Origin of the sequence: Flavobacterium fluviale (assembly GCF_003312915.1) — a bacterium.
GTDB classification, from domain to species: Bacteria; Bacteroidota; Bacteroidia; order Flavobacteriales; family Flavobacteriaceae; genus Flavobacterium; species Flavobacterium fluviale.
This window is the reverse complement of the sequence record NZ_CP030261.1, coordinates 1,102,293-1,127,535: the sequence shown is the minus strand read 5'-3', so window position 1 is coordinate 1,127,535 and position 25,243 is coordinate 1,102,293. Positions and strand designations below refer to the sequence as shown.

The following is a 25,243-nucleotide window of genomic DNA, read 5'->3' as shown; positions in this document are numbered from 1 at the left end:
ATATATTTACCGTCCAAATTAATTACATATGTTAAATAGTTATAGTTCTGCCGATAAAGTTTTACTGGCGGTTGACTGCATCATTTTCGGATTCGATAATGAGGGTCTGAAAATACTTTTAATCAAGAGAGATTTCGAACCCGAGAAAGGAAAATGGTCTTTGATTGGAGGATTTTTAAAACGTGACGAAGTTTTAGATGCTGCAGCTATCCGAATATTAAATACCTATACTGGTCTTAATGATATTTATATGGAGCAGTTGTATGCTTACAGCGAAATCGATCGTGATCCTGTAGAAAGAACTATTTCGGTTTCTTATTTTGCTTTAATTAATATTGAAAACCACAATGCTGAATTAATTAAAAATTATCACGCAGAATGGTTTCCAATTAATGATGCGCCAAATTTAATTTTTGACCATAACGAAATGGTTCAAAACGCCATTAAGAGACTTCGTTACAAAACTTCTGTAAAGCCAATTGGTTTTGAATTACTTCCTGAGAAATTTACCATGCGTCAGCTTTTAGAATTGTATGAAGCGATTTTGAGCAAAGAACTGGACAAAAGAAACTTCATTAGTAAAATTAATTCTTTGGAAATCTTAAATAAATTAGACGAAAAAGATATGCAGTCTTCTCGAAAAGGTTCTTATTTATACACCTTTAATAAAGAGAAATACGAAGAAAAATTACTTAATGATTTTGTGCTGAATTTATAACTGAAACGGCGCTATAAAGAATTCCTAACTATAAGAGCAGATCTATTTTCGATCTGCTCTTTTGTTCCTTTCAAAACCATATCGGCCAGAATTTTTCCCATCAATTCAAAATTGGTTGAAATGGTTGTAATTCCGTTGGCAGCGATTTTCTTCAGAGCTGTTTCATTATAGGATATAATTCCAAAATCTTCTCCTAATTTTAGGTTTCGATTTAGGGCATTCTCTATAACCAAAAGCAAATCTCGGTCGTGCGGAATAATATACAAATCTCCTAATGCAATAGATTGATTGCTGAAATCTGAAATAATTTCATAATCATAATTGTATTCCTGACAGAAAGATTCAAAACCAAGTTTCATTCCCGGCGGTTCTCTAAAACCTGGGAAAATTAATATCAGCTTTTTATATTTTTCCAATCTTTTTTTGGCTTTCAGCAATCCATCAAAAATATCTTTTTGGTGATTTTGATAAATAGCAGGAAACATTTTTAACTCTGGATTGGTCTGATCCAAAATAATTACATCGCTTACTGGTAGGGTTTTTATCGTATCGACTATATCGTTTAAGTTCGTCGGCATGATTATATATTTTGTATAATTTCCGTTGCTGTCATTTATCAGTTTTTTGAAAACCTGAACATTAAAATGATGAAAGAAAATATCAACCTGAACATTTTTACCAATATTTTTTAGAAACGAATTATAAATATCTTCTTTAAAAATATTAAGCTCGTCAAAAAGCAGGAAAACCTTCTGAGTAATAGTGATTTCAACACTTTTCACGTAATAGCCTTTTCCAGGAATAGCATAAATAATTCCTCTTTTCTTCAATTCGTCATAAGCAAGAAGCACTGTATCGCGCGATAAAGAAAAGCCCAAACAGACTTTATTGACAGATGGAAGACGATCGCCTTTTTTCAAATTGCCCTCTTCAATCGCTTTTTCTATTGAAAGAATAATCTGCTTATATTTTGGAAGTCCAATATTATTTTGAATTGAAATAATGTTCACAATAAAGTCATTTTGACTATTAATATTAAAAACTGGTAGGTACTGGTATGCAAAGATAAAGAATGTTTCTATTTTTGGATTTCATTTTTGGTAAAAATTATATGGAAATAAAACACATATCGCATTTAAAGGAGACTCATAATTGCAAATTGTTTGGTTTAATGCCCAATAAAGAAGAAATTTATTCTTTTGAATTGACTAACAAAAACGGAATGAAAGTTCAGGTCATCAACTATGGCGCAACAGTAACTTCAATCCAAATTCCTTTAAATGGAAAGTCGATAGATGTGGTTTTAGGTTTTGATAATCTGGAATCTTACTTAGAATCTTATAATTTACCAAGCGCTCCTTATTTTGGAACTACTGTCGGCCGTTATGCAGGACGTATTCATAAAGCTTCTTTTAGTCTAAATGGCATCGATTTTAAGCTTGATGAAAACAATAACGGAAATACCCTTCACGGCGGTGACATGGGATTTGGAAGAAAAATCTGGAACGTTGCAAGCGTAATTTCTGGAGAAAATCCATCCCTTACTTTTAGCCTTTTGAGCGAACATATAGACGAAGGTTTCCCAGGTGAAATGACCGTTTATTTGACTTATACTTTGACTGAAGAAAACGAATTAAAATTAGAATATAAAGCTGTTTCTACAGAAGATACTGTTATTAATTTGACACATCATAGTTATTTTAACCTTGACGGACATGATGGAAATGTTTTAGAGCAGCAAATGTTTATCAAATCGGATAAAATGCTGGAGACCAATCCAGATAATATTCCAACTGGAAATTATACCGATTTAACCAATCATGATTTTGATTTCAGAAATACTAAAAACTGTCCGTTTCCAATTGACAATTCTTTTGTGGTCAATTCTAAAACGGAAATCGTGGCGCAGTTAATCAGCTTAAAAAATAAATTGAGAATGGATGTTTATACCGATCAGCCGAGTGTACATATATATGTAGGAGGAAATTGTTTCGGAAAATTAAAAGGAAAAGAAAATGTTGATTACAATGCGCAAAGCGGTATTTGTTTTGAAACGCAGAATTTTCCAGATGCACCCAATCACAGCCATTTCCCAAATGCTGTTTTGAGAAAAGGCGAAGAGTATACGCAAAAAACAGTTTACAAATTTGAAAATTTGAACTAACTAAATTCAAAAACCACCATTACACTCACTTTTATAATGAATGATATTTTAATACAAAACACCGTTGCTTTTTTTGAGAAATCTTTTGGGTCTTCTCCTCAAAAAACGGTACTTTCTCCAGGAAGAATTAATATTATTGGAGAACATATCGACTACAACGACGGTTATGTTTTACCAGCTGCAATTGACAAAGTAATTTGTTTCGCTTTTGAAAAAAACAACACTAAAACTTCTAAGATAATTGCTGTCGATTTGAATGAAGAATTTGAAATTGACCTTACGGAAGAAGTAAAATTGAGCGATGTAGTTTGGACTAATTATATTCGAGGCGTAATCAAACAATTGCAGGATAATGGATATTCTTTTGAAGGTTTCAATTGTGTTTTCAGCAGTAATATTCCAGTTGGTTCTGGATTATCATCTTCTGCAGCTTTAGAATGCGGCATGATTTTCGGAATCAAATCGCTTTTCGATTTAAAGATTGAAAAAGTTGATATTTCTTTATTGGGCCAAAAAGCAGAACACTGGGTAGGTATTAACTGCGGTATTATGGATCAGTTTTCAAGCGTTCATGGTCTTGAAAATAAAGTGATAAAATTGGACTGCAACACTTTAGATTTCGAATATCACAATGCAGATTTTAAAGATTATTCATTGATTTTATTAGATTCTAATGTCAAACATTCGCTTTTTACTTCCGAGTATAATACTAGAAGAATAGAATGCGAAGAAGGTTTATCAATTATAAAAAGTCATTTTCCAGAAGTAAAAAGTTTTAGAGATGCTTCAGAAGAACAAGTTTTAAGTCTTAAGGATAAAATGACTGAGAAAGTTTTCAGCAGAGTTCATTTTGTGGTTAAAGAAATTAATCGTGTCATAAAAGCCTGCGAAGCTTTGGACAAAGGAAATATCGAACATTTAGGTGAACTGCTTTTTGAAACGCATTATGGATTGTCGCAAGAATACGAAGTAAGCTGCGAAGAGTTAGATTTCCTTGTAGATACTGCAAAAGAAGACGAATCTATCATTGGTTCTAGGCTTATGGGAGGAGGTTTTGGAGGTTGTACAATTAATTTAGTTAAAAAAGGCCAAGAAAATGAGGTAAAACGTAAGTTTTCAAATCTTTATTTAGATAAATTTGGAATTGAATTAAAATTCTATGATGTAAAAATCTCAAACGGAACAACACTACTTTAATACCACAACACACTACAATGAAAAATTTTGACATTAACGAAGATCCTCACAGACGCTTCAATCCCTTAATCAACGAATGGGTCTTAGTTTCACCTCATCGTGCAAAACGCCCTTGGCAGGGACAAAACGAAACTATTTCTACAGAAGAACTTCCAAAGTACGATCCTACTTGTTATTTATGTCCGGGAAATGTTCGTGCCAACGGAGAAACTAATCCAGTCTACGACAGCAGTTTTGTTTTTGAAAATGATTTTGCTGCGATGAAGCAGGAGGAAATTATTTTTGAGGACGATATTAAACATACTTTCTTTAAAGTAAAACCAGAACAGGGAATTTCGAGAGTGGTATGCTTTTCGCCAAGACACGATCTTACTTTACCAGAAATGGAAATTCCAGCAATTGAAAATATCATTAAAACCTGGCAGAAAGAATACACCGATTTAGGAAATATAAAATACATCAATCACGTTCAGATTTTTGAAAATAAAGGAAGTGTAATGGGCTGCAGCAACCCGCATCCGCACGGACAAATCTGGGCACAGTCGTCGTTACCAACTCAGGTTGAAAAAACGCATAACAGTTTAAAATCATATTACGATAAAAATAGAAGAACATTACTGGAAGATTACGTTCAGGCCGAATTGAGAACTGGAGAGCGCATTGTAATTGAGAACGATCACTTTGTAGCTTTAGTGCCTTTTTGGGCAATCTGGCCTTACGAAACTATGATTGTGAGTAAAAGAGCTGCCAACAAAATCACAGATTTTTCTGCTGAAGAAAGTACTGCTTTTGCTAAAATTTTAAAACAATTAACGACTAAATACGACAATTTATTTAATACTTCTTTTCCATATTCTTCAGGAATTCATCAGTCTCCAACAGATGGTTTCGATCATCCTGAATGGCATTTTCACATGCATTTTTACCCACCGCTGTTAAGATCGGCAACCGTGAAAAAATTTATGGTTGGATATGAAATGTTAGGCGAATCGCAGCGTGATATTACACCAGAAAAGAGTGCTGAAATATTAAGACAGTTATCAGATGTTCATTATAAAACGCTCGTAAAAGCTTAGAAATTGTTGGTGTACTAAGATGAAAAGAAGAAATTTTAACACAATACTCCATCAATAAATGTAAAAAACACATTTGCTGATGGTTCATTTATAATTTTTTATTTTACATTTGGCTTTTGCTTTTATTTTCATAAAAAAATAACAGAAATAAAACACATCTTGCATTTTTAACAAGATTAAACAACACAAAAACGAATTACAACTTATAAACAAACTTTACCTATAATAATTATTTAAAATACTACTAACAATGAACCAAAACCTCGCTTTCGCAGATTATGCGGTTTTTATTATCTATTTTATCGTAGTCTCTGTCTACGGTTACACCGTTTATCGTAAACGTAAACAAGACGAACAAGATGCTAAAGCTTACTTTTTGGCTGAAGGAAATTTAACTTGGTGGGCAATTGGAGCTTCTTTAATTGCTTCTAACATCTCTGCAGAACAATTCATCGGAATGAGTGGTGAAGGTTTCTTTTTAGGAATCGCTGTTGCCGCTTACGAATGGCTTGCTGCTGTTGCACTTATTATTGTAGCTGTGTGGTTTATCCCTGTATATCTTAAAAACAAGATTTACACGATGCCGCAATTCTTAAAAACACGTTACAACGAATCTACTGCTTTGATTATGGCAGTTTTCTGGTTGTTTTTGTACGTTTTTGTAAACTTAACTTCTATTTTATATTTAGGAGCAGTTGCTATTAACGGTCTTGCTGGTGGAGAATATCTTCATGCTATTATGATCGGTCTGGCTGTATTTGCTTTATTTATTTCTCTTGGAGGAATGAAAGTTGTGGCTTACACAGATGTTATTCAAGTTGCTGTATTAATCATTGGAGGTTTGGTAACTTCTTACATCGCCTTAACAACGGTTGGACAAGCTTTTGGTGTTGGCGAAAATGCAATTGCTGGTTTCAAAGTTTTAATGAAAGAAGCGCCAGAGCATTTCAAAATGATTATTCCAAAACCAACTGCGGCTTCTTCTCAATTAGAAATTGACAAATATTTGACTTTCCCAGGTTTGATGTCTTACCTTGCTGGTATCTGGATTATCAACTTAAACTATTGGGGATGTAACCAATACATTACGCAGAGAGCACTTGGAGCAGATTTACAAACTGCTCGTACAGGAATCTTATTTGCTGGTATGCTAAAATTATTAATGCCTCTTATCGTAATGCTTCCTGGTATTGCTGCTTACGTTTTATACACAAACGGTCAACTGCCTCAACTAGTTGGAGGAAAAGATGGAGCTTATTCTGCTATATTAACATTCCTTCCAACGGGATTAAAAGGACTTTCTGTTGCGGCTTTAACGGCTGCCATTGTAGCTTCTTTGGCTGGAAAAGTAAACAGTATTTCTACAATTTATACATTAGACATTCATAAAAAATACATTCAAAAAGAAGCTGGAGAAAAGCAGCAGGTAAATATTGGCCGTCTTGCCGTTTTTGCTGCAATGCTTTTAGCCGTTCTATTTACTTGGAATGACGTTTTAGGAATCGGTGGTGTCGGCGGATTTACATATATCCAAAAATACACTGGATTCATCAGCCCTGGAGTTTTTGCTATGTTCTTCCTTGGTATGTTCTGGAAAAGAACTACTGGATCTGCAGCAATCGTGGGTGTAATTTTAGGATTCGTATTGTCAGTTTTATTTAACGAATACGCTCCTGCATTATTTGGACCTGATACACTGTTATACACAGCATATCCTAACGGAAAAGGAGCTTACGAAATTCCGTTCCACATTTGTATGGGATTATCATTCTTCTTCACCATGTTAGTGATGATCTTGATGAGTTTTGCCGGACCAAAAGTAAACCCTAAAGCATTCGAAACAGAACCAGGAATGTTTAAAGTTAAACCGCAGACAACAGTCTTAATCGTAATTACATTATTGATTATTGTCGCGCTTTATGTGAAGTTCTGGTAATAAATTATCAGTTCTAATTCTCTCTATTTTTACAGCTGTTGTTTGTTATGAACAACAGCTGTAAATTTTTAAAGAATATTATTGAATAAAAAATAGCCACAGATTCAAAGGATTAAAATGATTTTCATCTCTATTTTTGTCATGCTGAGCGATCCCGAGGCTTCGGGAGAAGCCCACGTCCAATTGGAGCGCCCTTCTCCCGAAGCCTCGGGATCGCTCAGGGTGACAATCATAAATCCTCCTACTCCTTTGAATCTGTGGTACAAAAATTAAAAGTATTTAAATTAAAATATAAATCATGCAGTTATCATTAACCCAAAAAATCATTATCGTTACTGGAGGCGCAAAAGGAATCGGTTTAGGAATCGTTAAAGTTCTAGCCGAAGAAAATGCAATTCCGTTTATCGTTGGACGTAACGAAAATGACAACATCAAAGCCGTAGAAGAATTAAAAGCCATTGGAAAAGAAGCGCATCAAGTTGCCGCCGATTTGACAAAACCCGAAGACTGCAAAAAAGCCGTTGAAGCCGTAATCGCAAAATTTGGCAGAATTGACGGATTGGTAAATAATGCCGGCGTTAATGACGGCGTAGGATTAGAGAACGGAAATTATGAAGATTTTGCTGCTTCTCTTCACAAAAATTTAGTGCATTACTATTTAATGGCACAGCATGCGCTTCCGTATTTGAAAGAATCAAAAGGAGCAATTGTAAACATTGGTTCTAAAACTGCCGAAACAGGTCAAGGCGGAACCTCAGCTTATGCTGCTTCAAACGGTGGAAGAAATGCTTTAACCAGAGAATGGGCGGTAGAATTACTGAAATACAGCATTCGTGTAAACGCTGTAATTGTAGCGGAATGTTACACGCCGCTTTACGAAACATGGATTAATACTTTTGAAAATAAAGAAGAAAAATTAGCCGCAATTACAAAAAATATTCCGCTAGAAAACAGGATGACAACAGCTGAAGAAATTGCTAATATGGTAGTTTTCTTGTTGTCTGAAAAATCAAGTCATACCACTGGACAGATTATTTATGTTGATGGTGGTTATACACATTTAGATCGATCTATTTAAAATATTTTTTTGCCACAGATTATACAGATTAAAAGGATTTTTACATCAAGTTTTGTCAGGCTGAGCGATCCCGAGGCTTCGGGAGAAGCCCACGTCCAATTGGAACGCCCTTCGACTTCGCTCAGGGTGACAAACTAAAGAGAATTCTTTTTAATCTTTATAATCTGTGGCAAAACTCATCTTCGCATTATTTTTAAAATCAGATGGCGTTATTCCTTTAACTTTTTTGAAGAGTTTATTAAAATTTGAAGCTGTTTTATAACCGCATTCGTATGCAATTTCAGACATACTTTTATCGGTTTCCAGCAGCAATTTACAGGCATTCGAGATTCTGATTTCGTGCAGATAATCCACAAAATTTTTCTTCGTTTTAACTCTGAACATTCTACAAAAAGAAGTCCGAGTCATATTCGCGACAGCGGCAATTTCTTCGAGTGAAATATTCTTCTTGTAATTTTTATTCACATATTGAAAAACTTCTGAAAGACGATCTACTTTTGAATCTTTCTGCATCAAAGAATAAATTTCGTCATTGATATAAATAGTATCCTGACTTTCTGAAAGAATAGACAAAATCTCAAAAAGTCCGACAATTACCTCAAAGTCTTTTTTTGAAACTAGCTTCTCCAATTTTTTAGCAATCTGCTTATTGGTTTTTCCGATAATCGAAATCCCTTTTCCAGCCTGAAAAAAGAGTTCGTTGATTTTTTGGGTTTCTTTTAATTCGTAAAAAGTTGGTCCAAAAATATCTTTATGAAAATATACGACAATCGAATTCGCTTTTAAATCTTCAATTCCCTGATAATATTTCTCGTCATTCAGCCATACGTGCGGAATATCAGAACCTAAAAAAACCATGTCACCGGGTTCAAATGGCAAGACCGAATTTCCAATAATTCGCTTGCCGTAACTCTCTTTTACATACACCAATTCCAATTCAGGATGCGAATGAAAAGGCGCTTGAAAAAAAGGCTCGATACGATTTAATACCGACACTTTTGTATTGAGATAAGACGCTATTTTGGTTTGTTCCAATTTCATCTTGCAAAGATAATTAAAGATTATACACGGATAATATTAGACTAATAACAAAAGGCTAAAAAAACTAATTTTATTTTTCGTTTACTGCCCAAATTTTAGTGAAACCAAAGTGCTTAACTTCTTCCCTAACTACAGCAAACGACAACACAAAAAAGAAAAAAAACAACAAGACAATGCTTGATACAACTAAAAAATTAGTCGTAAAACTGCATCCAGACGATAATGTTCTGGTAGCTTTAACCGACTTACCAAAAGGAGAAACCATTCTTTTTGAAAACGAAACTTACGTTTTACAAGACCTCATCAAAGCCAAACATAAATTCTACATGCAGGACATGAAGCAGGGAGAAGAAGTAAATATGTACGGTGTTTTGGTGGGAAAAGTACAATGTGATGTGGCAAAAGGAAGTTTAATGACGACCGAAAACTTAAAACATGCCGCAGATCCTTACGCTTACAGAAATGCTTCTTACGAATGGAATGCGCCTGATGTTTCTAAATTTGAAAACAGAACTTTTAAAGGTTATAAAAGAAAAGACGGACGTGTTGGAACGGCCAATTACTGGCTTTTTGTTCCGACAGTTTTTTGTGAAAACAGAAATCTTGACGTCATCAAAGAAGCATTACACAAGCAATTGGGGTATGCTGTAACCGACAAATACAATCAATTTACGCACGAATTACTGGAAGGTTATTTGAACGGAAATGACATTAATGATATTAATATTGAATTAAATCCGACTCCGAAAAACAAACGTGTTTTTGAAAACGTAGACGGAATTAAATTCTTAAATCACCAAGGCGGCTGCGGTGGAACTCGTCAGGATGCTTCAACTTTGAGCGCTTTATTGGCTTCTTATGCCAATCATCCAAACGTTGGCGGAATCACACTTTTGAGTTTAGGATGCCAGCATTTACAAGTTCAGGATTTTGTAAATGATGTAAAAAGACAAAACCCAGAATTTGACAAACCGATGTTTATTTTTGAACAGCAGCAGACAGAAAGCGAAGAAGTTTTGATTACTAATGCCATCAAAAAAACATTTGAAGGTTTAATCGAAATCAATAAATACGAAAGAACTGATGCGCCTTTGAGCGATTTATGCATTGGTGTAAAATGCGGCGGAAGCGATGGTTTCAGCGGTGTTTCTGCAAATCCTGCTGTGGGTTATACTTCTGATTTAGTGGTAGCTTTAGGCGGAAAAATTCTTTTGGCCGAATTCCCAGAATTATGCGGCGCCGAACAGAATTTAATTGACAGATGTATTACTGAAGATAAAGCCAAAAAATTCATAGATTTAATGGAATCTTATGATGAACTGGCACATAAAGTTGGTTCTGGATTTCATATGAATCCGTCACCAGGAAACATCAAAGATGGTTTAATTACAGATGCTATCAAAAGTGCTGGAGCGGCCAAAAAAGGCGGCACTTCTCCTGTTGTTGATGTTTTAGATTATACCGAATTGGTTACAAAACCAGGTCTTAGTTTGGTTTGTACACCAGGAAATGATGTGGAAGCAACAACTGGAAAAGCGGCTTCTGGAGCAACTTTAATTTTATTTACTACAGGATTGGGAACTCCAACAGGAAATCCAGTTTGTCCGGTAATTAAAGTCGCAACAAACTCTGTTCTGGCAACAAGAATGAAAGATATTATTGATATTGACTGCGGGCCAATCATCAGTGGTGAAAAATCTATTGAAGAAATGGGCGAAGAGATTTTAGAATATTGCATCAAAGCGGCAAGCGGAGAAATTATTCCGAAAGCAGTTCAATTAAACCAAGATGATTTTATTCCGTGGAAACGCGGCGTATCTTTGTAAAAGACTATTAAAAACAACTCATAAAAATTTATATCAAATGTTTTCATTACAAAATAAAAAAGCAATTATCACGGGCGGCGGAAGCGGAATTGGAAGAGCGATTTCGGTTTTATTTGCTAAACAAGGAGCTGAAATTCACATTTTAGAATTGAGTGAAGAAAGTGCAAAAGAAACGGTTGAAGAAATAAAATCAAACGGCGGAAATGTTTTCGCGCATGCCTGCGACGTTTCGAACCACGAACAAGTTAAAACGACTTTCGAGAAAATCGGAAATATTCATATTCTAGTAAACAACGCCGGAATTGCTCACGTTGGAAAAGTAGACACGACTCCAGAATCTGATTTTGACCGTATCATGAATGTAAACGTAAAAGGTGTTTACAACTGTCTTCATGCATCGATTCCTGCACTTAGAAGTTCTGGCGGAGGTGTAATTTTAAACTTAGCTTCTATTGCATGCTGGGTTGGAATTCCGGATCGTTTTGCTTATTCTACTGCAAAAGGAGCGGTTATGGCCATGACTTTATCGGTTGCAAAAGATTATTTAAATGATAAAATCAGATGTAATTCTATTTCTCCTGCGCGAGTTCATACGCCTTTCGTAGACGGATTTATTGCTAAAAATTATCCTGGAAAAGAAGAAGAAATCTTCGAAAAATTATCTCAGTCACAACCAATCGGAAGAATGGGAAAACCTGAAGAAATCGCAACACTTGCTTTGTTCTTATGCAGCGACGAATCGTCTTTTATAACAGGTTCAGATTACCCAATTGACGGAGGTTTTATTAAATTAAACAACTAAAAAAAAATTAGCCACAGATTAAAGAGTTCAAATCTGTGCGAAAAAATAGCCGCGAATTCACGAATTAAAAGGATTAAAAAATCTGTGAAATTTGCGTCAAAAAAATAACTGCGAATTTCACAAATTATGATTTATAAAAATTCGTGAATTCGTGGCAGAAAAAACACTTTACTAAAAAATTAAAATATGAAACTTATTAGATTTGGAGAAGAAGGAAAGGAAAAACCAGGTGTTTTACTAAATGATAAAAGATATGATGTTTCGTCTATCGTAACAGATTATAACGAAGCTTTTTTTGAAAATGACGGATTAGCAAAATTAAAAGAAGCTTTAAAAAACAATCCATCTTTACCAGAAGTGAGCGATTCAGTACGTTTAGGTTCGCCGGTTGCACGTCCTTCAAAAATTATCTGCATCGGATTGAACTATGTAGATCACTGTGAAGAAACTGGCGCTGCAATTCCAGAAGAACCAATTATTTTCTTTAAATCTACAACTTCTTTATGCGGGCCAAATGATAATTTGATCATCCCAAAAAACAGCGAAAAAACAGACTGGGAAGTAGAATTGGCATTTGTCGTAGGTAAAAAAGCTAGCTATGTTTCTGAAGAAGATGCACCAAATTATATCGCTGGATACTGCCTTTTGAATGATTACAGCGAAAGAGCTTTCCAGATCGAGCGCGGCGGGCAATGGGCAAAAGGAAAAGGTTCTGATACTTTTGCTCCTCTTGGACCAATTATGGCAACTCCAGACGAAGTGGGCGACGTAAATAACCTAAAAATGTGGCTTACTGTAAACGGAAAAACATTCCAAAACAGTAATACTTCAAACTTGATTTTTAAGATTCCATTCTTGGTTCATTATCTAAGTCAGTTTATGACCTTGCTTCCTGGCGATGTTATCAGTACAGGAACGCCTCCAGGAGTTGGTTTAGGAATCAAACCAGATCCAATTTACATTAAAGCAGGTGACGTAATCGAATTAGGAATCGAAGGTTTAGGCACAAGTAAACAAACTGCTGTAGCTTATCAACAAAAATAAAATTTATGGCAGCTCAAAAATTTTGTCTTGCACTAGACTTAAAAGACGACGCAGATTTAATTGCAGAATACAAACAACTGCATGAAAATATTTGGCCGGAGATAAAAAAAAGCATTCAAGATGCTGGAATTTTAGTTTTGGATATTTATTGCACAGGAAATAGACTTTTCATGATCATCGAAGGCGACGAGAATTTTTCTTTTGAGAAAAAAGACAAAGCCGATGCTGCCAATGAAAAAGTGCAGGAATGGGAAACTTTGATGTGGAAATTCCAGCAAGCACTTCCTTGGGCAAAACCAGGACAAAAATGGATTTTAATGGATAAGATATTTGAATTGTAATTGATTAAAAATATTCCGTAGGAATATCTCGGTAGAAAAAAATATTGTCGTTTTGCAATAATGTCCTGTAGAGACATCTGATTTACGGAAATAACATACCTGAATCAATTAATCAAACGTTCCTACGGAACGTATTATCGCAATTCAAATTTCATATTCTACCGACGAGACATTCCTACGGAATAAATCAAGAAACGAATTATTTTTTGATAAACAAAGCCCTGAATATTCAGGGCTTTGTTCTTTTTGCACATTTACTAAATACGCAATATCGGCTATTACGTGATCGTGTTTTTTGACAAAACGGATATTTTCCTTTCCTGTCATAAACTACCCAACAAAACCCTTTTTTTACATCTGCATTTTTCAGCTGGTAAATAAACAAATATTAAAATAAAGCGAATTCCAAATGAGGAATCCGCTTTTGTTATTGAGAAAAAACGACAATAATATTTTAATATGAAAAATAAATTATTATTCATCCTTTTGATTACTTTTAGCAGCTAAAAATAAATCTCAATTAACCAAAAATGAAAAAACTAATTATTGCATGCTTATTTATTTCTGGGGCTGTATTTGCTCAAGATATGAATATAGTGAAGGGAAACTTTGACTTTTTAAAAGATCAAAAAGAAATCAACACCGAATTTGATTATAGTAATTTTACTATGATGAAAGAAAACAAACCCGAATCCCAATATGTTGAAGAGCATATAGCCGATTTAGACAAAAAAGCAAAAGGAAATGGAAATCTTTGGCACAAAAGATGGATTGTGGCAAAAGATCAAATCTGGACTCCTAAATTTTTAGAAATCGGAAATATTGTAATGACAAAAGCTGGTAAAGAGGTCAATTTTCAGGAAGGATTAAACACACCTTACACTTTAATTGTGCAAACGGTTTGGATTTATCCAGGATGGGATGCAGGAATTATGAAACAGCCCGCAAAAGTTACTACAAATTTAAAGTTTGTTGAAACGGCAAATAAATCAAATGTCTTATTAGAAATTTCAAGTGTTGATGCACCCGGAGATCAATGGGGAAGCAATTTTAATAACGAAACTAGAATTGGAGAAGGATACGCAAAAACAGCAAAATCATTATCTAAACTTTTATTAAAAAAGGCTTTTAAATAAAAATATCAAATATTCCTTAGGAATATCTCATCGGTTTAAAAAAAAATTGTCGTTTTGCAGTAATGTCCTGTAGGGACATCTGATTTATGGAAATAATATACGTGAATCAATTAATCAAACGTTCCTACGGAACGTATTATCGCAATTCAAATTTCATATTCTACCGACGAGACATTCCTACGGAATGAATCTAGAAAATGAATTATCTTTCTATAAAAAAGCCCTGATTATTCAGGGCTTTGTTCTTTTTGCATATTTAATAAATACGCCATATTGGCTATTACGTGATCGTGTTTTTTGACAAACGGATTTTCTTCATTCCAAACATATCCTGCTAATACCGAACATATTTTTTCTTTCACATCTGCATTTTCGGGCTGATGGAAAAATAAAGTCTGAAGATTTCCTGTGTACCATTCTTGTACATACGTCGTGAAAACAGCAATTCCGCGTTTCATATATTGCGTAAATTCAACTTCCCAATCAACAGAAATTCCCTGTGATTCTTTTAAGTATAATTTTGCTGCCAGCATTCCAGACTCGGTTGCAAAAGCTACACCAGATGAGAAAACTGGATCTAAAAATTCAGAACTATTTCCAGTTAAAGCAAAACCATCGCCGTACATTCTTTTTACCGCCCTTGAATAGTTTTCTAATTTAACTGGCTCGAATAAAAATTCAGTTCCGGCAAATCTTTTAATATAATAATCCGATTTCTGAATGGCATTTCGGAGAGCCTCTGCATTATCTTTATTTTCAGAAAGAGAATTGATAAAATCAGTTGGACCAACAACTCCCAAACTCGTATTTCCATTGGAAAACGGAATTACCCAAAGCCATACTTCTGTTTCCAAAATATCAAAAGAAATCTGAGTTCCTTCTTCCCCTTCTGGTCTGTTAATATCTTTTACGTGCGTAAAAATAGAAGAATGCGGGTCTAGTTTTGACGGAGTATCCAAATCTAAAAGTCTTGGCAAAACACGTCCATATCCGCTTGAGTCGATTATAAATTTAGCGTGAATTTCTTTTAAATTCCCGTCTGCATCTTTTACAATTGTTTTTGAATTCTTTCCTTCAAAAGAAACCTCCAAAACCTCTGTTTCAAATTCCAGATCAATTCCTTTGCGAACTATTTCCTGTGCCATCGTGTTGTCAAAATCAGCACGAGGAACTTGCCAGGTCCAATCCCAGCCATCGCCAAATTTTACACTAAAATCAAAATTACAGATTTCTTCTCCTCTAATAAAACGAGCTCCTAGTTTTTTCTCGAAGTTCATCGCATCAAGCGCTTCAAACAATTCTGCTTCAGCAAAATGGTCCATAACACGAGGAATAAGACTTTCGCCTACTACCAGTCTCGGAAACTTCGTTTTTTCTACAACTTTAACCTTAACATTGTTTTTATACAGATACGATGCCGAAACACAACCAGATGGTCCTGCACCAATCACTAAAACATCAACAAACTCCTTTGTCATATTAGAATTATTATCATTAATTAGCCTACATTTGCCTACATCAAAATAACTACATTTATTTTGATAAATAAAATTAAATTAGCACAACCAAAATCGATTTAATGAATACAATTAATGAATATTTAAGTTTAACGGAATTTGAAGCCATAATATTTGGAAATCAAAAAGTTAAAATTAGTGATGTCGTTCTAGACCGAGTAAATGAGAGTTTTAATTTCTTAAAAGAATTCTCAGGAAACAAAGTTATATACGGAGTAAATACTGGCTTTGGCCCAATGGCTCAATATAGAATTAAAGAGTCTGATCAAATTCAATTACAATATAATTTAATTAGAAGCCACTCTTCTGGAACAGGAAAACCATTAAGTCCTGAGTGTGCAAAAGCTGCAATTTTAGCAAGATTAAATACTTTGTCTTTAGGAAATTCAGGAGTTCATCCTTCTGTAATTCATTTAATGGCAGAATTAATCAATAGAGATATTACGCCCTTAATTTTTGAACATGGCGGCGTGGGTGCCAGCGGTGACTTGGTGCAATTATCACATTTAGCTTTAGTGTTAATTGGTGAAGGTGAGGTTTTTTATAAAGGAGAAAGAAGACCAACTCCAGAAGTTTTCGAAATTGAAGGTTTAAAACCAATTCAAGTAGAAATTAGAGAGGGACTGGCATTAATCAACGGAACTTCTGTAATGACAGGAATTGGCGTTGTAAATGTTCATTATGCTCAAAAATTATTAGATTGGTCGCTAAAAGCCTCTTGCGCAATTAACGAATTGGTTCAAGCTTATGATGATCATTTCTCAGCAGAATTAAACCAAACCAAACGTCATAAAGGACAGCAGGAAGTGGCAGAAAGAATGAGAAAAAATCTTTCTGACAGTACTTTAATCCGTAAAAGAGAAGACCATTTATATTCTGGAGAAAACACCGAAGAAATCTTCAAAGAAAAGGTTCAAGAATATTATTCACTAAGATGTGTGCCTCAAATTTTGGGACCTGTTTTAGAAACTATAAATAATGTAGCTTCTATTTTAGAAGACGAATTTAACTCGGCAAACGACAATCCAATTATAGACGTAAAAAACAAACACGTTTACCACGGCGGAAATTTCCACGGAGATTATATTTCGCTTGAAATGGATAAACTGAAAATCGTTATTACCAAATTAACGATGCTGGCAGAACGTCAATTGAATTATTTATTGAATTCGAAAATCAACGAAATTCTTCCTCCATTTGTAAACTTAGGAACGTTAGGATTTAATTTTGGAATGCAGGGAGTACAATTCGTTGCAACCTCAACAACTGCCGAAAACCAAATGCTGTCAAACCCAATGTACGTTCATAGTATTCCAAACAACAATGACAATCAAGACATTGTGAGCATGGGAACAAATGCTGCGGTAATTACATCAAAAGTTATTGAGAATTCTTTTGAAGTTTTAGCTATCGAATTAATCACAATCGTTCAAGCGATTGATTATTTAGGACAAAAAGATAAAATTTCGTCTGTTACTAGAAAATGGTACGACGATGTGCGCAATATAATTCCAGCGTTTAAAGAAGATCAGGTAATGTATCCTTTTGTACAAAAAGTAAAAGATTATTTGATAAATAGTTAAACCTGTATTTTACATTATTAATATTGAATCTTAAAATCATGAAAAAACCATTTCTTTTTTTGTTGCTGTGCTGCATTCAATTTGTTAATAGTCAAGAACTGGCATTAGTTAAAAAGAATTCAAAAATTGGATATATTACCAAAGACGGATCTTTTAAAATTGAGCCTCAATACAAATCTGCCAGAAGCTTTTCTGAAGGATTGGCTGCTGTTGAAAATGGCGGAAAATGGGGTTTTATTGATGCTAAAGGAAGCTGGATAATTCCTGCCTCTTTTGATGAAGCTAAAGATTTTAACAGCGGAATTGCCATTGTAAAAACAGGAAAAGAATGGGTTTATATTGATAGAAAAGGAGAAACTCAAAAAGCTCCTGCTTCTGAAAAATTATTTGATTTTAGTAATGGAGTTGCTTTCATCAGACAAAACAATAAAGTTGGTTTGATCAACAATAAAATGGCGGTTGTTTTAGAACCAAAATACGATCAGATCAAACCTTTTGAAAATGGTTTTGCAAGAGTGGAACTGAACAAAAACTGGGGAATCATAAATACCGACGGAAAGGAATTGGTTGAACCTTCTTATGCAGAAATTGGAAATTATTTCAAGAATACCACTTGGGCCAGAAAAGATAAAACTTTCGGATTGGTAAGCGGCGGAAAATTTATTCCTGTTGACGGCGCTGAAAAAATCTGGGATTTTGAAACTCAAGATTTGACTTTTGCTAAAAAGAACGGAAAAATTGGTTACATCGATTTAAAAGGAAATTGGGCAATTCTTCCTATTTATGACAAAGGAAAAGCGTTCTCAAAAAACCTAGCGCCAGTTTTGGTTGGAAAAAAATGGGGATTCATTAATCCAGAAGGAAAATTTGTAATTGAACCAACTTACAGTGACGCAGAAGTTTTTAGCACAAACGGTCTGGCTCCAGTAAAAGAAAGCAATTGGGGATTCATCAACGAATCTGGAAAATTGGTAATTCCAACACAATACGGCATTACGACAAATGCCATTATCGCGATGTTTGTACAGCAGGATAAAGGATTTATTGATGGTGTTGCGAGAGTAAAAAACGAAGGAAAATGGGGATTTCTAAAACCAGACGGAACTGTATTAAGCAACCAATGGTTTGAAAATGCTGAATTGTTTTCAAAATCGGCAGAAAGACATCAGCCGGCATCTGCTCCAGCTGAAGCCACAAAACAAGAAACAAAAACAACTAAAACTGCTGTCAAATCGACTACGAAACCAGCAGCTAAGAAAAAGAAATAAATTTCACTTATGAAGTGTGTATTAGTAACAGGCGGTTCAAGAGGAATCGGAAGTGCTATTTGTAAAAAACTAGCCGTAGAATCTGATTATCATATTCTGATTAATTATCATTCGAATCAAACAGCTGCCGAAGAAACATTACGAGAAATACAAAAATTAGGCGCAACAGGAGAAATTTTAGGTTTTGATGTGGCTAATTTTGAACAAGTACAAAACGTTTTAACGCAATGGCAGGAAGCAAATCCTGAAAAATTGGTCGAAGCAATCGTAAACAATGCTGGAATTACAAAAGACGGACTTTTTATGTGGATGACTCCAGAAGACTGGAGCGGTGTTTTGAATACAAGCGTAAATGGTTTCTTTAATGTGACACAATTTTTTATTCAAAAAATGCTACGCAATAAATACGGCCGAATTGTAAATATGGTTTCTGTTTCTGGAGTAAAAGGAACTGCAGGACAAACCAATTATTCGGCAGCAAAAGGCGCAATTGTAGCAGCAACAAAAGCTTTGGCACAAGAAGTTGCCAAAAGAAATATTACAGTTAATGCTGTTGCTCCTGGTTTTATTAGAACTGATATGACAAGTGAGCTGGATGAAAAAGAATTATTAAAGCTGATTCCGGTAAATCGTTTTGGCGAAGCCGAAGAAGTTGCAGATTTGGTAAGCTTTTTGATTTCTAAAAAAGCAAGCTATATTACTGGAGAAATTATCAATATAAACGGCGGAATATATTCTTAAAGAATACTATGTTTGCGAAGTTTGTTTTTAAAGTTTTTTATTTAACAACAAAAATTGCTCGCAATCCCGATAGCTATCGGGAGCTAAGTTGCAAAGTTTTAGCAAAAAAGACTTTAAAAAAAACTTAGTGCCTTTGTGGCAAGATTAAAAAATAAAAACTTAGTGCCTTTGTTTTAAAAATTACACTTTAAGGATAAAAAATTACTTTGAAAGACGATGAATAGAAGAGTGGTAATTACTGGAATGGGAATTTATTCTTGTATCGGAACTTCTTTAGACGAAGTAAAAGATTCATTATACGAAGGAAAATCTGGTATTCAGTTTGATTCTGAACGTAAAGAATTTGGTTTCCAATCAGCTTTAACAGGAATGGTTCCGAAAGCCGATTTAAAAAATTTATTGACTCGCAGACAGCGTATGAGCATCGGTGAAGAGACCGAATATGCTTATATGGCAACTATAGAAGCATTGAAAAATGCAAATATTGATGATGCTTTTTTTGATGAGCATGAAGTGGGTATTATGTATGGAAACGACAGTGTTTCTAAAGCAATCATTGACGCAACAGATATTGTACGAGAAAAAAAAGACACAGCCTTAATTGGTTCTGGAGCAATTTTTAAATCGATGAATTCTACCGTAACAATGAATCTTTCGACGATTTTCAAACTTCGCGGTATCAATCTTACTGTAAGTGCAGCCTGCGCGAGTGGTTCGCATTCCATTGGATTAGCCTATTTTTTAATAAAAAGCGGTTTTCAAGACATTGTAATTACGGGCGGTGCACAGGAAATCAACAAATATGCGATGAGCAGTTTTGATGGTTTGGGTGTTTTTTCTAACCGAGAAAGCGATCCCGAAAAAGCCTCACGACCTTTTGATAAAGATCGCGACGGATTAATCCCAAGCGGCGGCGGTGCGACCTTAATTCTTGAAAGTTATGAGTCTGCAATTGCCAGAGGTGCGAATATTATTGCAGAAATAGGCGGTTACGGATTTTCATCAAACGGCGGGCACATTTCAACTCCAAACGTTGACGGACCTGCAACAGCAATGAAACGTGCGCTTGAAGATGCAAAATTAAATGCTTCTGATATTGAATACATAAACGCTCATGCAACCTCGACACCTGTTGGAGATGCAAACGAAGCAAAAGCTATCTTTGAAGTATTTGGAGAAAAAAATCCCCCTGTAAGTTCTACAAAATCAATGACAGGGCACGAATGCTGGATGGCTGGAGCCAGTGAAATAATTTATTCGACCTTAATGATGCAGCACGATTTTATCGCGCCAAACATCAATTTGGAAGATCCAGATGAAGATGCTTCAAAATTAAATTTAGTTAAAACTACGTTAAACAAAAAATTTGACATATTTTTGTCCAATTCTTTCGGTTTCGGAGGAACCAACTCTGCGTTGGTGGTTAAAAAGTTTAAATTGAACGATGAATAAAGAAGAGATAATAGCAAGAATTAATGGTTTTTTGGTTGATGAATTTGAAGTAGATAATGACGATATTGAACCAGATGCTAATTTAAAAGACACACTGGGATTAGACAGTTTAGATTATGTTGATCTAGTAGTTTCTATCGAATCTAATTTTGGTGTAAAACTGGTTGAAGCTGATTTTGTTGGAATTGCTACTTTTCAGAATTTCTATGACCTAATCGAAACTAAACTAAAAGCTAAAGCTGTTTAATGAGTCAATGGGATGGCAAATCAAAAGGAACAGTTTTAGGTTATAAAATATTCGTTTTTTTGATTCAAAAAGCGGGTGTCAAAGCCGCTTATGTCTTACTTTATTTTGTCGCTTCTTATTATTTTTTATTTCTAAGAAAAAGCAACAAGGCCATTTTTTATTATTTTAAAGAAAGGCTGCAATACTCCAATTTCAAATCCAAGAAAATGGTTTTCAAAAGTTACTACACTTTTGGACAGACTATTATTGATAAAATTTCGATTTCGGCTGGTCTAAGAAATAAATTCACTTACGAATTTGACGGAATCGAAACACTGAAACAATTACTTGCCGAGAAAAAAGGCGGTGTTTTGATCAGCGCGCATGTCGGTAATTTTGAAATTGCCGAACATTTTTTGGGAGATATTGATCTTAATTTTCAAATTAATTTAGTTACTACAGATTTAGAACATTCTGCCATTAAGAATTATTTGGAAACTGTTACCCAAAAACCAACCGTTAAATTTATCATCATTAAAGAAGATTTGTCTCATATTTTTGAGATCAATGCTGCTTTGGCCAATAACGAATTGGTTTGTTTTACCGGTGATCGTTATTTCGAAGGCACGAAATCTTTAACAGAAAAATTACTAGGAAAAGAAGCAAATTTCCCTGCTGGTCCTTTTCTAATTGCTTCGAGACTTAAAGTTCCTGTAGTTTTTGTTTATGTAATGAAAGAGCCCAATCTGCATTATCATTTATATGCGAGAGAAGCAGCAGTAAAACACCGCGACGAAAAAGCACTTTTGAAAGAATACGTCAAAAGTGTTGAAAGTATTCTAAAAAAATATCCGCTTCAATGGTTTAATTATTTCGATTTTTGGAATGCTTTTAAAGGTTCATAGCTGCAAAGGCTCAAAGCTGCAAAGGTTTTTTTAAAAAATAATCTTTACAAATCTTTTAATCTCTGGTAAAAACTAAAAATCATTTTTTGGAAGTTAAACCCAATTAACTGCAAATGGTAAAAAATTCAGGAATTAGCGACAAACAAAACTTTGCGCATCAAATAAGAAAATTCGTTTAAATAAATTTACCTATTTTTGCTAACCACCAAAGCAGAAAAACCTAAATGAAAAATGTTCTCATAATTTATTATTCTCAGTCGGGACAACTGGAATCTATTGCAAGAAACATTGCAAAACCATTTCTAAACTCAGAGAATATAAATCTCACTTTTCACGAAATACAATTAGAAAAACCATTTCCTTTTCCGTGGAATAAAGATTCTTTTTTTGATGCTTTTCCAGAATCGTTTTTACAGATTCCGACAGCATTAAAACCCGTTCCAGAAGAAATTTTAAACACAAAATTTGATTTGGTGCTTTTTCATTATCAGGTTTGGTATTTATCGCCTTCAATTCCGATTAATTCTTTTTTGAAAAGTGATGATGCCAAGAAAATTTTAAATAATACGCCTGTTGTTACAATCAGCGGTTCTAGAAACATGTGGATCATGGCGCAGGAAAAAATTAAAGTTCTGCTGAAACAAGCAAATGCAGATTTAGTTGGAAACGCAGCTTTGGTAGACCGCGTTGGAAATTTAATCAGCGTAATAACAATTGTGGAATGGATGTTTTCTGGTGTTAAGAAAAAGTATCTCGGTATTTTTCCGCTGCCAGGAGTTTCAGAAAAAGACATACAAGAATCCAGTCAGTTTGGAGAAATCATATTAGATTCCTTAAACAATAACAATTTTGCTAATTTACAGCCAAAATTAGTCGAAGCTGGAGCTGTAAAAATAAGTTCGTATTTAGTGACTGTCGACAAAACAGCCAATAAAATTTTCAATAAATGGTCAAATATCATTTATAAAAATCAAAAAAACCGAAAACAGCTTCTTAAAGTATTTAATGTTTATTTATTCCTTGCGATATGGTTAATTTCACCAATAGTGTATATATTGCACCTTATTACCTATCCGCTTAAGTTAAAAACTATAAAAAAGGAAACTCAATATTATCAAGGAGTTTAGAAGACGAAATTTAGATTATGTTTGAAGTATATATTACAAAAGCTGCAAAATATTTGCCAAATGACGCTGTTTCTAACGATGAAATGGAAGCTTATTTAGGACTTATCAACGATACTGCCTCAAAAGCAAGACGTATTATTTTGCGCAACAATAAAATTACAAGCCGATATTATGCTGTTGATAAAGATGGAAAAAGCACTCACAGCAATGCCGAATTAACGAAAAATGCAATTTTGCCGTTATTCGACGAAAATTTTACGCCTCAGGATTTAGAAGTACTTTCATGCGGCACCTCAACTCCGGATATTTTCCTGCCTTCGCACGCTGCGATGGTTCATGGTCTGCTAAAAAACAAATCGGTAGAATTAAACTCTTCAACAGGGGTTTGCTGCGCCGGAATGAACTCTCTTAAATTTGGTTTTCTTTCGGTAAGGTCTGGAAATTCTAAAAATGCAATCTGCACAGGATCAGAAAAAGTTTCAACCTGGCTGAATGCCCAAAAATACAATCACGAAGCAGACAATTTAAAAAGTCTGGAAGAACAGCCAATTATTGCTTTCAAAAAAGATTTTTTACGTTGGATGTTATCTGATGGAGCTGGTGCTTTTCTTTTAGAAAATAAACCAAGAGGTCCAATTTCATTAAAAATAGAATGGATGGAAGCTTTTTCGTATGCTTACGAATTAGAAACCTGCATGTACGCCGGAGGTGATAAATTAGAAAACGGCGAAATCAAATCATGGAGCGATTATGCACCAGAGCAATGGTTGAACGAATCAGTTTTTTCTATCAAACAAGACGTTAAATTGTTAGACGAATTTATCTTGTCAAAAGGTGCCGAAAGCATGAAAGATGCGATGGACAAAAACAACGTTACATCAGACGATATTACTTATTTTATTCCGCACGTTTCTTCTAACTTTTTTGTGGAAGGATTGAAAAAAGGTTTATCAGAAAAAGGAATCGGAATGAGCGATGATAAATGGTTTATGAATCTTTCGAGAGTTGGTAATGTAGGTTCTGCCTCTATTTACTTGGCTCTTGAAGAATTGATGAATTCAGGAAATTTGAAAAAAGGAGATCACATTCTTTTATCTGTTCCAGAAAGCGGAAGATTTTCTTTCGCGTATGCGTATTTAACAGTTTGCTAAATGGAAACAATGGCACTTTTAGAAAAAGAAACTGTAGAAAATTTATTACCGCAAAAGTTCCCTTTTGTAATGGTAGATGCTATGCATTCTTACACTGAAACTTCTCTGGTTTCAGGTTTGAAAATTCAGCAGGAAAATATTTTCGTAAACAACAATACTTTTCTAGAAGCTGGTTTAATAGAACATATGGCACAATCTGTGGCACTTCATACTGGTTATCAGTTTTTTTTAAGAAATGAAACTGCGCCAACCGGATACATCGGTTCTATTAAAGAAATTGAAATAAAAAGACTTCCAGAACCTAACGACACCATTCAATCTGAAGTAACCATTCTGCAGGAATTTGCAGGGATTACTTTGGTAAATATCGTGACAACTTTAAATAATGAAGAAATTGCAAACGGGCAGATGAAAACTGTTTTAGCAAAATAATATTATGATCGTGAATACTGGAGTTGACATACAAAATTATTTGCCGCACCGAGCACCAATGCTTATGGTAGATTTGATTTTGGATATTGATGCCAACTTTGTAGAAACCACTTTTTTGATAAAAGAAGACAATATTTTTGTACAGAATAATGTTTTTATTGAAGCGGGTCTAATTGAAAATACAGCACAGACGTGTTCTTCTATTGTTGGAAAAAAATACTTTTTTGACGAAAACGGAACGGAAAATGAGAACGTAAATGTAATTGGTTTTATCAGTGCCTTAAAAAATGTAAAAATTCACTCGCTGCCAAAAGTCGGCGATACCATAATTACCAAAGCAGATTTAGTCTCAAAATTTGCCGGCGACGATTACACTTTATGCACGATGAGCTGTCAAAGTTCTGTCGAAGACCAGTTACTTTTAGAATGCGAAATTAACTTGTTTATTCAAAAAACAGTTTCAGTTGAATAATTCAAAAAAA

At 34.5% G+C, this 25,243-nt stretch carries 24 protein-coding genes; 21 read left to right on the top strand and 3 right to left on the bottom strand.

Annotated features, from left to right (window positions below):
• Window positions 1-28: 28 nt before the first annotated feature.
• Window positions 29-718: an NUDIX hydrolase gene (locus HYN86_RS05105; protein WP_113677069.1), complete on the top strand. Its 690-nt coding sequence runs from the start codon at window positions 29-31 to the stop codon at window positions 716-718.
• Between the two features lie 11 nt (window positions 719-729).
• Here the strand turns inward: HYN86_RS05105 and HYN86_RS05100 are convergent, their stop codons facing one another.
• Window positions 730-1,728: a GntR family transcriptional regulator gene (locus HYN86_RS05100; RefSeq protein WP_113677068.1), complete on the bottom strand. Its 999-nt coding sequence runs from the start codon at window positions 1,726-1,728 to the stop codon at window positions 730-732.
• A 101-nt stretch (window positions 1,729-1,829) separates the two neighbouring features.
• Here HYN86_RS05100 and HYN86_RS05095 point away from each other — a divergent pair, with 101 nt between their 5' ends.
• The 5 genes from HYN86_RS05095 to HYN86_RS05075 all read left to right on the top strand — a co-directional run bounded on the left by HYN86_RS05095 (window position 1,830) and on the right by HYN86_RS05075 (window position 8,169).
• On the top strand, window positions 1,830-2,882 hold the full coding sequence (locus tag HYN86_RS05095) for an aldose epimerase family protein (RefSeq protein ID WP_113677067.1): 1,053 nt from the start codon (window positions 1,830-1,832) through the stop codon (window positions 2,880-2,882).
• A 36-nt stretch (window positions 2,883-2,918) separates the two neighbouring features.
• Window positions 2,919-4,079: a galactokinase gene (gene galK, locus HYN86_RS05090; protein WP_113677066.1), complete on the top strand. Its 1,161-nt coding sequence runs from the start codon at window positions 2,919-2,921 to the stop codon at window positions 4,077-4,079.
• Between the two features lie 17 nt (window positions 4,080-4,096).
• The gene (locus tag HYN86_RS05085; protein WP_113677065.1) at window positions 4,097-5,155 is read left to right on the top strand and encodes a UDP-glucose--hexose-1-phosphate uridylyltransferase; all 1,059 of its coding nucleotides are present in this window, start codon (window positions 4,097-4,099) and stop codon (window positions 5,153-5,155) included.
• Between the two features lie 250 nt (window positions 5,156-5,405).
• Window positions 5,406-7,091, top strand: coding sequence for a sodium/sugar symporter (locus tag HYN86_RS05080; RefSeq protein WP_113677064.1), 1,686 nt, complete (start codon window positions 5,406-5,408; stop codon window positions 7,089-7,091).
• 298 nt (window positions 7,092-7,389) lie between these two features.
• Entirely contained in the window at window positions 7,390-8,169 is a 780-nt protein-coding gene (locus HYN86_RS05075) for an L-fucose dehydrogenase (RefSeq protein WP_057115557.1), read from the top strand.
• A 150-nt stretch (window positions 8,170-8,319) separates the two neighbouring features.
• Here HYN86_RS05075 and HYN86_RS05070 read toward each other — a convergent pair whose 3' ends face one another.
• Window positions 8,320-9,210, bottom strand: coding sequence for an AraC family transcriptional regulator (locus HYN86_RS05070; protein ID WP_113677063.1), 891 nt, complete (start codon window positions 9,208-9,210; stop codon window positions 8,320-8,322).
• A 173-nt stretch (window positions 9,211-9,383) separates the two neighbouring features.
• Here HYN86_RS05070 and HYN86_RS05065 point away from each other — a divergent pair, with 173 nt between their 5' ends.
• The 5 genes from HYN86_RS05065 (at window position 9,384) to HYN86_RS05040 (ending at window position 14,359) form a co-directional block, all read left to right on the top strand.
• Window positions 9,384-11,036, top strand: coding sequence for a UxaA family hydrolase (locus HYN86_RS05065; protein WP_113679857.1), 1,653 nt, complete (start codon window positions 9,384-9,386; stop codon window positions 11,034-11,036).
• A gap of 37 nt (window positions 11,037-11,073) precedes the next feature.
• On the top strand, window positions 11,074-11,838 hold the full coding sequence (locus HYN86_RS05060) for an SDR family NAD(P)-dependent oxidoreductase (RefSeq protein WP_113677062.1): 765 nt from the start codon (window positions 11,074-11,076) through the stop codon (window positions 11,836-11,838).
• 186 nt (window positions 11,839-12,024) lie between these two features.
• A complete protein-coding gene (locus HYN86_RS05055) occupies window positions 12,025-12,882 on the top strand; it encodes a fumarylacetoacetate hydrolase family protein (protein WP_113677061.1) in 858 nt (285 codons plus the stop codon).
• 5 nt (window positions 12,883-12,887) lie between these two features.
• Window positions 12,888-13,223, top strand: coding sequence for an L-rhamnose mutarotase (locus HYN86_RS05050; protein WP_113677060.1), 336 nt, complete (start codon window positions 12,888-12,890; stop codon window positions 13,221-13,223).
• A gap of 530 nt (window positions 13,224-13,753) precedes the next feature.
• A complete protein-coding gene (locus HYN86_RS05040) occupies window positions 13,754-14,359 on the top strand; it encodes a hypothetical protein (RefSeq protein WP_113677058.1) in 606 nt (201 codons plus the stop codon).
• A gap of 227 nt (window positions 14,360-14,586) precedes the next feature.
• On the opposite strand, the gene HYN86_RS05035 is transcribed toward HYN86_RS05040, so the two are convergent.
• Window positions 14,587-15,837, bottom strand: a complete 1,251-nt coding sequence (locus HYN86_RS05035; RefSeq protein WP_113677057.1) for an NAD(P)/FAD-dependent oxidoreductase — start codon at window positions 15,835-15,837, stop codon at window positions 14,587-14,589.
• A 101-nt stretch (window positions 15,838-15,938) separates the two neighbouring features.
• Between HYN86_RS05035 and HYN86_RS05030 the strand changes: the two genes are divergently transcribed.
• From HYN86_RS05030 to HYN86_RS04985, 10 genes are all read left to right on the top strand, one after another.
• Window positions 15,939-17,459, top strand: a complete 1,521-nt coding sequence (locus HYN86_RS05030) for an HAL/PAL/TAL family ammonia-lyase (protein WP_113677056.1) — start codon at window positions 15,939-15,941, stop codon at window positions 17,457-17,459.
• A 38-nt stretch (window positions 17,460-17,497) separates the two neighbouring features.
• On the top strand, window positions 17,498-18,727 hold the full coding sequence (locus HYN86_RS05025; RefSeq protein WP_113677055.1) for a WG repeat-containing protein: 1,230 nt from the start codon (window positions 17,498-17,500) through the stop codon (window positions 18,725-18,727).
• Window positions 18,728-18,736: 9 nt separating this feature from the next.
• Entirely contained in the window at window positions 18,737-19,468 is a 732-nt protein-coding gene (gene fabG / locus HYN86_RS05020) for a 3-oxoacyl-ACP reductase FabG (protein WP_113677054.1), read from the top strand.
• A gap of 216 nt (window positions 19,469-19,684) precedes the next feature.
• Window positions 19,685-20,920, top strand: coding sequence for a beta-ketoacyl-[acyl-carrier-protein] synthase family protein (locus HYN86_RS05015; protein WP_113677053.1), 1,236 nt, complete (start codon window positions 19,685-19,687; stop codon window positions 20,918-20,920).
• On the top strand, window positions 20,913-21,167 hold the full coding sequence (locus tag HYN86_RS05010; protein ID WP_057115545.1) for an acyl carrier protein: 255 nt from the start codon (window positions 20,913-20,915) through the stop codon (window positions 21,165-21,167). Before HYN86_RS05015 ends, HYN86_RS05010 begins: the two co-directional genes overlap by 8 nt.
• Window positions 21,167-22,051: an LpxL/LpxP family acyltransferase gene (locus tag HYN86_RS05005; RefSeq protein ID WP_113677052.1), complete on the top strand. Its 885-nt coding sequence runs from the start codon at window positions 21,167-21,169 to the stop codon at window positions 22,049-22,051. Before HYN86_RS05010 ends, HYN86_RS05005 begins: the two co-directional genes overlap by 1 nt.
• Before the next feature lie 224 nt (window positions 22,052-22,275).
• Window positions 22,276-23,178, top strand: coding sequence for an NADPH-dependent FMN reductase family protein (locus HYN86_RS05000; protein ID WP_113677051.1), 903 nt, complete (start codon window positions 22,276-22,278; stop codon window positions 23,176-23,178).
• Window positions 23,179-23,195: 17 nt separating this feature from the next.
• A complete protein-coding gene (locus HYN86_RS04995; protein WP_113677050.1) occupies window positions 23,196-24,329 on the top strand; it encodes a beta-ketoacyl-ACP synthase III in 1,134 nt (377 codons plus the stop codon).
• Complete coding sequence (locus HYN86_RS04990) at window positions 24,330-24,761, top strand: hypothetical protein (RefSeq protein WP_113677049.1); 432 nt, start codon at window positions 24,330-24,332, stop codon at window positions 24,759-24,761.
• Between the two features lie 4 nt (window positions 24,762-24,765).
• The gene (locus HYN86_RS04985; protein WP_162789289.1) at window positions 24,766-25,233 is read left to right on the top strand and encodes an ABC transporter permease; all 468 of its coding nucleotides are present in this window, start codon (window positions 24,766-24,768) and stop codon (window positions 25,231-25,233) included.
• Window positions 25,234-25,243 lie beyond the last annotated feature (10 nt).